Source organism: Paenibacillus barcinonensis (assembly GCF_003217495.1).
Classification (GTDB): Bacteria; Bacillota; Bacilli; order Paenibacillales; family Paenibacillaceae; genus Paenibacillus; species Paenibacillus barcinonensis.
Genome location: NZ_QJSW01000010.1, coordinates 55204 through 67848 on the forward strand (window position 1 = coordinate 55204; position 12645 = coordinate 67848).

Annotated in this window: 8 protein-coding genes; 7 read left to right on the forward strand and 1 reads right to left on the reverse strand. The window is 47.1% G+C overall.

Translation table 11 applies throughout. The features are described 5' to 3' along the window. Window positions 1-99: 99 nt before the first annotated feature. Genes DFQ00_RS16155 through DFQ00_RS16165 form a run of 3 tightly spaced genes read left to right on the forward strand, consistent with a single transcriptional unit; the run spans window position 100 to window position 5209 of the window. On the forward strand, window positions 100-1791 hold the full coding sequence (locus DFQ00_RS16155; RefSeq protein WP_110897528.1) for an extracellular solute-binding protein: 1692 nt from the start codon (window positions 100-102) through the stop codon (window positions 1789-1791). Window positions 1792-1829: 38 nt separating this feature from the next. Next, entirely contained in the window at window positions 1830-3587 is a 1758-nt protein-coding gene (locus tag DFQ00_RS16160; RefSeq protein ID WP_174812087.1) for a sensor histidine kinase, read from the forward strand. Next, the gene (locus tag DFQ00_RS16165; protein ID WP_110897529.1) at window positions 3572-5209 is read left to right on the forward strand and encodes a response regulator; all 1638 of its coding nucleotides are present in this window, start codon (window positions 3572-3574) and stop codon (window positions 5207-5209) included. The genes DFQ00_RS16160 and DFQ00_RS16165 overlap by 16 nt, the downstream gene beginning before the upstream one ends. A 147-nt stretch (window positions 5210-5356) precedes the next feature. On the opposite strand, the gene DFQ00_RS16170 is transcribed toward DFQ00_RS16165, so the two are convergent. After that, a complete protein-coding gene (locus tag DFQ00_RS16170; RefSeq protein ID WP_110897530.1) occupies window positions 5357-6118 on the reverse strand; it encodes a helix-turn-helix transcriptional regulator in 762 nt (253 codons plus the stop codon). Window positions 6119-6391: 273 nt separating this feature from the next. Here DFQ00_RS16170 and DFQ00_RS16175 point away from each other — a divergent pair, with 273 nt between their 5' ends. The 4 genes from DFQ00_RS16175 to DFQ00_RS16190 all read left to right on the forward strand — a co-directional run bounded on the left by DFQ00_RS16175 (window position 6392) and on the right by DFQ00_RS16190 (window position 12604). Next, window positions 6392-7747: an extracellular solute-binding protein gene (locus DFQ00_RS16175; RefSeq protein WP_110897531.1), complete on the forward strand. Its 1356-nt coding sequence runs from the start codon at window positions 6392-6394 to the stop codon at window positions 7745-7747. Window positions 7748-7852: 105 nt separating this feature from the next. Then, the gene (locus DFQ00_RS16180) at window positions 7853-10750 is read left to right on the forward strand and encodes an extracellular solute-binding protein (protein ID WP_110897532.1); all 2898 of its coding nucleotides are present in this window, start codon (window positions 7853-7855) and stop codon (window positions 10748-10750) included. Between the two features lie 58 nt (window positions 10751-10808). Then, window positions 10809-11726, forward strand: a complete 918-nt coding sequence (locus tag DFQ00_RS16185; RefSeq protein WP_244213884.1) for a carbohydrate ABC transporter permease — start codon at window positions 10809-10811, stop codon at window positions 11724-11726. Beyond that, window positions 11723-12604, forward strand: coding sequence for a carbohydrate ABC transporter permease (locus DFQ00_RS16190; RefSeq protein WP_373288443.1), 882 nt, complete (start codon window positions 11723-11725; stop codon window positions 12602-12604). The genes DFQ00_RS16185 and DFQ00_RS16190 overlap by 4 nt, the downstream gene beginning before the upstream one ends. Window positions 12605-12645 lie beyond the last annotated feature (41 nt).

A 12645-nucleotide genomic window follows, 5' to 3' on the forward strand; every position in this document is an offset into this window, starting at 1 on the left:
ATGTTGTACAATAATAACAATTCTGGATGATGAATTGAAATAATGAAATGACAATACAGATAATGAATGTTCATTCAAACAAACTGGGGGCATGTCATCATGCATAAGCGGTGGATGTACAAAACAAGATGGACCATTATCATTATTTTGACGGTATGTATGCCTGCTGGACACACACAAGGGGATTCAGGACAAACATTTTCTTCTTCCGAACAGCAGAAGGACGCTTTGGAGAGGGCGTATTCACCGCCCATCCAGGTTTCTTTTGTCAGGGAAACAGGGGAGGATCTGCAGCGAATGATTGATCAGCTTCCGGGTGAGACGCTGGTAGATAATCGCTGGACCCGACTGTATGAGCAGGAGCTGGGCATTCAAATTCGTTATGACTGGATTGCAACAGGCGATGTATACAATCAAAAGCTGGGTGTTTCATTAGCTGCCGGACGCTTTCCTGATGTGGTCAAGGTGAACCCGTACCAGCTCAGGCAGCTAAGCAATGCTAATCTGATCGAAGACCTCACAGACGTATATCGTGATTATGCTTCACCACTGACCAAAAGTATTCTGGAGGCCGAAGGCAAGGGTGCATTCGATGCAGCAACAATTAACGGCAAGCTGATGGCGATCCCGGAGTCCTCTTCATCCATTGAGACAGCACAGTATCTGTGGATCAGAACGGATTGGCTGGATAAATTGGGCCTGCATGCACCGGAAACGATGGAAGATGTGCTTGAAATATCGAAAGCGTTTACAAAGAGTGATCCTGACGGTAACGGAAAACAGGATAGTTACGGCCTGGCTCTAACGAGTTATCTTTGGGACCCCGTTATGGGCGTATCTGGATTCATGGCCGGTTACGGTGCTTTTCCGAACATATGGATTCGAAATCAAGAGGGAGAGCTGACGTATGGGGGTATTCAGCCTGAGGTGCGTAAGGCGTTGGAAGAATTACAGATGATGTACAAGGATGGACAGCTTGATCCAGACTTTGCATACAAAAACGGAAGCAAGGAATATCGGCTGATCCAGCAAGGGAAAATTGGCATGCTTTATGGGGAGCAATGGACCCCATTTGTTATCCAATCCACTCGCGAGCAGGACCCTGAAGCAGAATGGCAGGCCTATCCTATTGTGGCCGAGAAAGGTCGGGATAGGGCTGTACCGCTGCGTTCCAATACAGGACATTATTTTGCTGTGAGAAAAGGGTTTACGAGTCCCGAGGTCGTTGTCAAACTCATGAATTTGCATCTGGACAAAAACTGGGGACAGAAAGCGGAATATGAAACGTATTACAATGATGATTCCCGCGCTGTATGGATGCTGTCACCGGTTACGCCGTTTCCTGGCACCAAAAATATAGACGCGTACAGAGATATCCGTGACGCAAGAAGTTCTGGTGATTTCTCAGGGCTGGAGAATGAAGCGCTTGCGATTCACAAGCGAATAGCAGCTTATGAATCGGAGGGCTTGCAGAGTGGGTGGGGCTGGAGACAAACCTACGGGCCGACAGGTGCCTTTAGCATTGCGGACCATTATGAACAGAGTGGTCAGCTGTTATACGACCAATTCACTGGTGGAATTACTGAAACGATGGTTGACCGACAAGAAATCCTGCGTGATCTTCAGCTTGAAGCGTATATGAACATCATTCATGGGTCACCAATCGAAGAGTTTGATCAATTCGTGGCAGATTGGTTTGAGCTAGGGGGAAGAGAAATTACAGCAGAGGTGAACGCATGGTACAACACGACTGCTGCGCGTTCAACCCAAGCGTTTGTTTTATCGTATTAAAGCAGGTATCCTTGAACTGAATTCAGGGGGGGAGCACGTTGTTCAAGATACCGGCCCAGTCGTGGTTGAACAGTATATTTGCACGGCTGATTATGACCTATCTGGTTTTTGTTATTCCATTAATATTGCTGGGCGTTTACCTATATCACTGGAGTTATGATACAGCGAGTCAGGAAATTTCCTTGTCCACAGAGAGGCGGCTCAGTCAATATGCGAATGAGCTGGGCAGGGAGATTGAATGGATGGAGCTGCAGCAGTTTGATATTGCTGAGGACCGCAAGCTGAACCGGCTTGCGATCCTCTGGAACAATATGGGCCAGATTGAAAGACGTGAGACGTTAAATTATTTATCCGATCGGCTTGCCGGCTTCAAGAACAGCAGCGCGTATATTAAGAACGTGTACGTACATATTCCTGCAGTCAACAAGAGCATTTCTGCGGTGCAGGGCATTGATGAGTACAATCAGTCCTCTTATGAATTTTTCAGTTCACATCCCCAGGGAGAAGGGACTCGATTTACAGTAAAAGATAATGCCCTGAATCTGAGTGCAGTACGATTAACAGGTAAAATGGGAGATGCACCGCTGTTTGTTATTCAGGTAGAGCTGGATAATGCCGCTTTTCAGAATGAACTTACTCAGCTTAATCTGTATCCAGAGAGTGCTTCTCTTCTCATTGAAGAAAACAGTGGTTTTGCTATTTCGGATCAAAAAGAACGAAAGATCATTCTCGACAATTATCTGGAATATAGTCAAAAGAACTCACTCGATAGCTTCGAGGTCACCGTGGAGGACACGTTGTACTATGTCAACCAGCATCATATGGAGCCTTTGGGGTTATCCATTGCAACGTATTTACCTGAGAAGATGGTCACGAAACCGCTTAGCAAATTTTATAAATGGGCCTGGGTATTTGCCATTACATCCTTTATCGCCATTACAGCTTATCTCTATTCTACGTACAAGTTAATTCATATTCCGCTCCTGCTGCTGGTGCAGAGATTCAAAAAGATGGAGGGTGGTGTGCTGGATATTCCGATCGTGCATCACCGCAAAGATGAATTCGGTTTCCTGTATGCCCGCTTTAATCACATGATTGAAAATCTGCAGCAGCTGATTGACCGTGATTTCAAGCAAACGATGATGATGCAGCGAGCTGAACTGAAGCAGCTCCAATCTCAGATCAATCCTCATTTCCTCTACAACAGTTTCTTTATTCTCAACTCGCTTGCAAGAACGGGGGAGACGGATCGAATCGAGCAATTTACGAATATGCTTGGTGAATATTTTCGCTTCATTACACGGAATGGAACAGATCATGTACCACTGAAAGAAGAAGTGCACCATTCCCGGATCTACACCGAGATTCAGCAGCTTCGCTTTTCCAGACGAATCAAGGTTGATTTTGGAGAGGTTCCGCCAGAAATGCAGCAAATTCAGGTTCCACGGCTTGTCATTCAACCCATTATTGAAAATGCCTATGAACATAGTCTCGAAAAAAATACGGCTGAGGGGCTGTTGCGTGTTCAATTCCAGATGCATTCATCCTGTGCGGAAATTGTTGTAGAGGATAACGGAAATGATCTTCAGCCAGAGGATATTCAGAAGCTTCAGCAGCTCTTGCATAACGATTCAACTACGGATGACGTGACAGGACTCATGAATATTCACAGACGCCTTGTTCTGACATTTGGACCTGAAAGTGGTCTGTTTCTGACAAGAAGCGAATTACATGGACTCAAGGTTGTCATTCGAATCCAATGGAAGGAAGGGGAAAACGAATGTATCGTCTTCTGATCGTGGATGATGAGGAAATCATTACAGATAGCCTCTATGAAACATTTTCCAGACATATGCCTGACCAGCTGGATGTATGCAAAGCCTATTCGGCCGCAGAAGCGCTGTCCTGGATGCGGCGTTCAAGAATTGATATGGTGCTCACGGATATTCGGATGCCTGGAGTCAACGGACTGGAACTAACCGAAGAGATCCAAAGCCGCTGGCCGCTATGTCGAATTATTTTCCTGACAGGGCACAGTGATTTTGAATATGCCTATAAAGCTTTTCAGATGAATAACGTAAGGTACCTGCTCAAAACGGAAGGATATGACAAAGTGATGCATGTTGTGACTCAGGTCATGGAAGAGATCAGGCAGAGTCATGATATGAACAAGCTGTTACAGCAGCAACGCGAGATTACTTCGCGATTGACTGCATTCAAGCAGGATGAGATGCTCCGCAAGCTGTTACAGGAGGGGACAGCTACAGGGGTATTGAATGAAATACAGCAAGTTCTGCTGGGAATTCCTACCGATTTGAAGCTGAATTCCCCCATATATCTGGTGTTGGGACGCTCCAACCCCATGCATGAATCCGTCTCGGAGCAAGAAGGCATTCAAGCCTCTGTACGTATTATTGGAGCATCGCTATTGGGAAAGCATACACAATGTGTCAGCATAACGGATCATTATGGAGATGTTGTCTGGTTATTGCAGCCCAAGAGTGAGCAGGGAACAGCAGATCAACATTTTGCCCGATACATCGAGGGCACACTCGAGCTTGTGCAGGAATCTTGCGCTGCTTCACTTGGGGTATCCATTACGTTTACATTCAGCGGACATGAATGTGACTGGAGTCAAATTCCTAGACAATACGAGCGTCTGCGCTTGCTGCAGTGGATGAGAATCGGGGATGGTGTGTCCATGGTATTAATGGATAGCTACGAGGAGCCCTGGGTTGCGACTCCAAAAGAGGCTGTGCGAATCTCAAGCCGTGTGGAAGCCATGTCGGGTTTTCTCGAGACAGGACGCTTTCAATCCTTCTATGAGCTTTTTGAAGAGCTCGTTGGTGAACTTCTTCAGCAGGACATGACGATGGAGCGTGCGATGGAAACGTACTATCATTTGGCTTTGTCACTGTACACTGCATTTAATCGTTGGGGGCTGAAGCAGAGAATGCCAGATCAGCGAAGTTTGCTGCATTTAAGCAATTTCCCCTGTATGAAGGAAGCCGTGCAGTATCTGTATCATGCGGCTGATGAGCTCGTTAATTTCAAGCGTGCCAATGAGGAGGAGCGAGCCAATCTGGTCGTGCAAAGTTTATGCAATTACATTAAGGCCAATCTGGAGAAGGATCTTACACTCGTTCGGCTGGCAGAGTTGCATCACTTTAATCCTTCATATTTGTCACGGTTTTTCAAACAGGAAATGGGCATTAATTTGTCCGAATTTATTGATGACAGCCGTATTCGAAAGGCCAAGGAGCTACTTCTGGATAACGAGCTCATGGTGCGTGAAGTCGCACTTCAGGTCGGTTATGAATCTGCACATTCGTTCACCCGGCTGTTCAAGAAACTGACTGGTATGACCCCGCAGGAGTATAGGGAGTCTTTGCTCATACGTTCATCAGCACAGCGATAACAGCTGCTCGCACATCCTTCAGTTATTGAACAGCCTTGGGCCCCATCGTACCTACATGAATAAATAAAACAGCCAACACACGCAGGAGCTACTATCCTGCGTGTGTTGGCTGTTTATCTGCTGCCATAGTCTGAAGTACCGCATTTCTTATGCAGTATTGGCCTTTTGTCTGCGATAGGCATTGGGACTTGAGCCCGCGTAAACTTTGAATTTTTTGTAGAACCAATCAATATCGCGATAACCCACCTCAAGCGCAATTTCGTAAATCCGCAGATTGGTGGATAAGAGAAGGTGCTTCGCTTTTTTCATACGTTCATGCAGCATGTAATCATTAAAGGATATCTTTTCTTCTGTTTTGAACTTCTGCCCGAGATAGGCACAATTAAAATGCAACATATCGGCAATGCGCTTCAGTGTAAGTTCTTCATGCAGATGCTCTCGCACATAAGCTTTGACAACCCGGATCACATGGGTGGAATCCATCGCTTTGCCATTAAGCTGAATCGGTGGCTTGAGGGCAGGGCGTTTTTTTGCTGGAGCTGGCCCAAGCCTGCTCTGAAGCCTATGCAGACTATGCAGCAGGGCTGCTGGTTTGAAGGGGGCTGGCAAATAATCATTCACCTGATAGGTCAGTGCTTTGCGTACGAGCCTGAATTGATCTCTGCCCCCGAGCAGCACGATGGGGATATCACTTATTTGTCGAATATGATGACATAACCACAATCCGGCAGCATCGTATTGTTCAGTATGCACAACAACCACGTTAAACTCCTGTTCAGACAGTGCAGCAAGGGCCTCGCTGGAATTGGAGACATGATGCTTGATCGTAAATGGAGCTTTGCTTTCTTCCAGAAGTGGTCCGAGAATTCGGGCCAAGTGATGGCTATAATCTACGAGTAAAATATGCATAAAACATGACCTCACCTTCTTTTTATATTCCGACTAATGTTCAACTGAATTAAGGCTTAGCTTTATTATGAGAATAAAAGAAAGCGCATACAATGTGCATTATTTTGCAGAGCGTGCATTTCTTTACCAATTGCAAGTGAAATAGCTTGCTTCCCTGTTCAAATGAGCCCGATCTATATTTTGTCAGGGTAAACACCTGTATTTAAGCAGGTTGTTTGCGCTTACATTTGGGCGATACACTGTGAGGGCACACGACAATCAGGGGGGAAGACAATGAAGAAAAACAAGTTTATGCTGCTTAGTCTGATCTTTGCCGCGATGCTGCTGATTAATGCCTGCAGTTCTGCGCCTGCAGCTGAGCCTGCACCGGAAAAGCCTGCACCTCAGGAGGAGCAAGCACCAGTTGAAACTGAATCAAAGAATGAAAATTCTACGCCTGAGATGGACTTCGACATGGGCGGCAGAACGATCAAAGTTGTAGCTTGGTGGAATATGGAGATTACAGACAACAACCCGGACAACATTAAACGTCTGGAAAATCTGGAAGCGTTGAAGAAAAAGCATAACTTCAATATCGAGTATGTCTCTATCGACTTTGGTGAGTATCAAGAAAAGGTTGTAGCCTCCCTGATGGCAGGAGAGCCGCTGGGCGACTTTGTAAGACTGGGTAAAAACTATGCGATTCCGGCATTGACCAAGCAGGATCTGTTGTGGCCAGTGGATGATTATATCAAGAACGATAAAGTGTTTAATCAGAAAACAACGAAGGAATATATGCAGTATGAAGGTAAAGGGTATGGCTTTACAGAAGACCAGTCCTCCTTTATCAACGGCATTTTCTATAACCGCACATTGATGCAGGAGCTGGGCTTGAAACCACTTCAGGAGTATGTCGATGCAGACGAATGGAATTGGGATACCTTCTTGAGTGTGGCGAAGCAAGCCAATAAGGACCGTAACAATGACGGCAAGCTGGATACGTGGGGACTTGCTCAAACAGGTCTGCTCGAGCCAATTTTGTATTCAAACGAAGCTTCCCTGACCAAAGAGGACAAACAGAATCTGGAAGATCCAAAAACAAAAGAAGCACTGAATTTCTTGTCCAAGTTGGCTACAGAGAAAGTGGGCAGACCGACAGAGGGAGGCGATTGGACTGAGCCGGCGACCTTCTTCCGTCAAGGAAATACACTGATGTATTCCGGCGCAATGTATGAGATTGAAGGCATCAAAAATGATATGGCTGACTATGATATTGGCTTCCTGCCTTATCCGAAGGGTCCTAGCGCTACAGCATATCACTCCGGTGAGTCCCGCTATCAAGCAATTACGATCCCTAAAGCTGTCGAAAATCCAGAGCAGCTGATGTATATCTGGGAAAAAATCAATGAGATTGATTCCATCTATGATTATCCGGAGCAATCCACACTGGAAAGACATCTGACGGACGAGGCAGATATCAACAACGCCAGAGCGGTAGCCGCTGGCATGCTGGTTCTCGACCACAATACGTTCCCGTCCCTGCCGTTCTGGGATTTTGATGGAGAGCTGAAGGAGGGCGTGTCCGTATCTACGCTTATTGAGAAATACAAGGCTCCTTTCCAATCCGCAATTGATGAGGTGTACAAATAAGCATTACTAATTACGGGCAGAACGCACGGGTAGCAGGTGCGGTCTGCCCGGTTAGTCAATCGTTCAATTGTCGATACGCTTACAGGAAAGGGGATACATTCAAATATGCGGTCACGTAAGAAAAAGGGACTGATTCTGGTACTTGTTCTGGCTTTGGTGTTCTCGATCATCGTGATCTATCCAACGCAGGATAAGAGCCCCGGAACGGTACATGCACTTGAGGATTTTGAAGCTGTATCAGGCACCAAGGATTCACGAGGCTATGAACATTATCGGGAAGCGTATGCGAGCACAGCCAAACCGGCCACAACCGTACGAGTTGAAGGCGAGGCTTACGCCGAGGCAGATAACGCGGAGTTTGAAGTCGTGCAAGGATATGCTGGTCTGGACGGCAGTGCCGTAATTACTCCCGAATCCGGAGCCATTCGCTGGGATGTACCTGTTCAAGTGAGTGGTTTATATCACGTTCGCATTCATTATTATCCTGTCGAAGGCAAAAGCTCCGGGATAGAACGCAAGCTGGAGCTTAACGGAGAGGTTCCTTTCCGGGAAGCGGATGTACTTCTGTTCGACAGGGTATGGGGGAATCGCGAAGATCACATCCGGCAGGATGATCGTGGTAACGATCTCAGACCGAGACAGGTGGAGCAGCCGGAATGGCAGCTTGCTTCGTTCAGAGACAGTGCCGGGTATTTCGAGGAACCGTTTCAGTTTTATTTTGAAAAGGGTACCCAGCAATTATCGTTAACCTCTCTGAGAGAAAGTATGGCGATTGATTACATTGAGTTGTATCAGGAAGAAGCGGTTCCAGCGTATGCCGAACTGAAAAAGAGTTATGAGGCAGCAGGCTTGAAGGCAGCCAGCTCCGTGATGCTGAAGGTTCAAGGGGAAGATGCAGTCACCAAATCATCTCCTACACTGGCACCTATCTCGGATCGCTCCAGTCCATCACTGGAACCTTATGATGTCTCCAAAATCCGTATCAATGCCATTGGCGGCGTGAACTGGAAGCTGCCTGGTGAATGGGTCGAATGGGAGCTTGATGTACCTGAAGATGGACTGTACCAGATTGCGTTAAAAGTGAAGCAGGATCAGCTTCGCGGCATCTATGCCACGCGTAGCCTGACCATCGACGGCAAGACTCCGTTCGAGGAGATGAAACGAATTCGCTTTAATTACAGCCCTTCCTGGCAGACCGAAGTGCTTGGCAATAATGAAGATGAGCCTTATCTCTTTAATCTCAAGGAAGGCAAGCATCGCTTACGGATGACGGTTACGCTTGGCGACATTGCTCCACTCTTGCGAACAGTGGAATCTAGTGTACTTGAACTAAATGACATGTATCGCAAAATTTTGATGATTACCTCCAACAAACCTGATCCTCTTCGAGACTACCAGTTGGAGAAACGTATTCCCGAGATGACCGAGGTATTTGATAGACAGGTTGAGGTCCTCAGCTCTGTTGCTAACTATTTGGAAAAGGCAACAGGCGAGCAGAGTGATAAAGTAGCCATTCTGCACGCGATGGTTGTACAGCTCAAAGATATGGCTGCCAGACCAGAGACGGTTCCTAAACGGCTGGATACGTTCAAAATTAACGTTGGCGGTCTCGGAACATGGATTTTGACGGTACGGGAGCAGCCGATTACGATGGATTATTTGATGGTGACTACGCCTGATCAAGAGCTGCCCAAGGCAGAAGCGTCCGCCGTGCAGCAGGTGAAGCATGAACTTGGTGCTTACGTTGCATCGTACACCGAAGATTATGACAGCATCGGTAATGTGGAGAAGAAGAAGGATTCCATTACAGTATGGATCACCACGGGACGGGATCAGGCTCAAGTGCTGAAGGGTATGATTGACGATACGTTCACGCCAGACACTGACGTTTCCGTGCAGCTTCGACTTGTTCCGCCCAATATTCTGCTGCCTGCAACACTGTCTGGTGAAGGGCCTGACGTCGCCATGCAAATGGGTGAAGATATTCCGGTGAACTATGCGATGCGGAATGCAGCGGCTGATCTGAGCCAATTCCCGGATTATAAGGATATCGCCAGCCGATTCCGCGCAAGCGGACTAACGCCTTATCAGTATAATGGCGGTGTGTACGCACTGCCAGAGCAGCAGCATTTCCCAATGCTGTTCTACCGCAAGGACATTCTGGATGAGTTGGGTCTGGAGCCGCCAAAAACGTGGCAGGACGTTTACAATGCAATCGCCGTATTGCAGAAGCACAACATGGAGTTTTATTTGCCCATAGAGGATACAACGAATAATGCCAATATGGTTCCAAATGCAACGTTTGCTATGCTCTTATATCAGAACGATGGAGCATTTTATACCGAGGACGGGAAAAGGAGCGCGCTTGATTCGGAGATTTCAATGGATGCGTTCAAACGGTGGACGCAATTCTATACCAATTACAAATTCCCGCTCAAGGCGGACTTTCCAAACCGTTTCCGTACTGGAGAGATGCCCATCGGTATTGCTGATTATACAACATACAACATGCTGACGGTTCTGGCTCCAGAAATCCGAAATCTGTGGGACTTCACTATCGTACCAGGTACACAGCTTCCCGATGGCTCCATCCGACATGAGGTAGCGAGTGCGACCAGTGCGGTCATGATGCTTGAAAATGCGGCTAATAAGGAGGCGGCATGGAAGTTCATGAAGTGGTGGACGGATGAGTCAACCCAGATCGAGTATGGACGGGAAATGGAAGGCTTGATGGGTGCAGCTGCCCGTTACCCTACAGCAAATATCGAAGCGTTAGAGCAATTACCATGGCCAGTGAAGGACTATCAGAACCTGGAGAAGCAGTGGGAGTGGGTGCAGGGGATTCCGCAGCTGCCAGGGGGATATTTTACAGGTCGACATCTGGATAATGCCTTCCGTAAGGTTGTTAATGCCAACGAAAATCCGCGAGAAGCTTTATCGGACTATGTGCTTTATATTGACGATGAGATCGAATTGAAACGCAAGGAATTTAATCTGAGGTAAAGGAAAGGGAGGGTAACGGTTGCAAGCCAAAACATCTGAGACAGCCGCCGCTCCTGTTATGCATACTCGCCAGGTCGGCTGGTGGTCGCAATTAAGAAGGAAGTTGTATCTTAGCAGGCATTATTACGTATTAATGGCACCCTTTATGCTGATCTTTTTCATGTTTACGGTCATTCCGGTCGGCATTTCACTAGGGCTCAGCTTTTTTCACTTCAACATGCTGGAATTCCCGCGATTTGTCGGTTGGCAAAATTATTCACGGCTATTCCTGAATGATGATGTATTTTTGATCGCACTCAAAAACACACTGCTTTTTGCCGTCATAACGGGTCCGGTCAGTTACATCGCCTGTTTTTTGTTTGCATGGATTATCAATGAGCTTTCGCCAAAAGTGCGGGCGGTCATGACACTGGTTTTCTATGCTCCCTCTATATCAGGCAACGTATTTTTCATCTGGCTAATTATTTTCTCAGGCGACAGCTACGGTTACATGAACGGGTTCCTGATGCGGCTCGGCATTGTGCTGGAGCCCATTCAATGGCTGGCCAACGAGAAATATGTACTAGGCATTGTTATTCTCGTACAGCTCTGGCTTAGTCTTGGAACGAGTTTTCTCGCCTTTATTGCCGGTTTACAGACGATTGACCGCTCGCTGGTGGAAGCAGGAACAGTGGACGGGATCAAAAATCGCTGGCAGGAGCTCTGGTACATTACGCTGCCATCCATGAGACCGCAGCTGATGTTTGGTGCAGTCATGCAGATTACAGCCTCATTTGCTGTAGCCGAAATCTCGATAGCGCTTGCCGGGTTCCCGAGTGTTAACTATGCGGCGCATACCGTAGTTACCCATCTGATGGACTATGGTACGATTCGCTTCGAAATGGGGTACGCCTCCGCAATCGCCACTGTTTTGTTTGCACTGATGCTTGGCACCAACGTGTTCACGCAAAAAATGCTTAGAAAGATAGGTGAATGACGATGACCAGCAAAGTTCGTGCCATCTTCGGCATGCCGAAGAGACTCAATAGGTCATTTGCCGTCAGTTTCATGTTGTTTGCACTGCTGGCTGTGTTTGGGTCATTTATGGTGCTTCCGTTGATCTACGCCGTAAATAATGCCTTCAAGCCCCTGGATGAACTTTTTATATTCCCGCCGCGCTTCTGGGTCAACAATCCGACGACTGAAAATTTCGCGGATTTGATTAACCTGATGGGCAATTCATGGGTACCGTTATCCCGTTATATTGCCAACACATTGCTCATCACATTGGTGGGTACGGCCGGGCATATTCTGTTAGCCTCGGCAGCAGCGTATCCGCTTGCCAAATACCGTTTTCCGGGGTCCAAAATATTGTTTACTATTGTGATCCTGTCCCTGATGTTCTCGCCGCACGTTACGGCAATTCCTAACTACATGGTCATGTCATGGCTCGGATGGATCAACACACACGCCTCCATCATTGTGCCTTCACTGGCATTTTCACTCGGTCTGTTTCTGATGAAACAGTTCATGGAGCAGATTCCCGATGCACTGCTTGAGGCGGCGAAAATTGATGGGGCGAATGAATACCGGATATTCTGGAGCATTGTGATGCCTAACGTAAAGCCAGCATGGCTTACATTAATGATTTTGCAATTTCCTGCACTGTGGGGAACGGACGGTGGCAGTTTTATCTACAGCGAAAATCTGAAAACACTGCACTATGCGCTCAGTCAGATCGTGCAGGGGGGCATTGCCCGGGCAGGTGTCGGTGCAGCGGTAGCATTGCTGCTGATGATCGTTCCGATCACCCTGTTCATTATCTCTCAGAGCAGTGTGATGCAGACTATGGCGACTTCAGGCATGAAAGAATAGAAAGGAGGCAGCAAATTGCAGCATAACACGCCAAAAGGCAC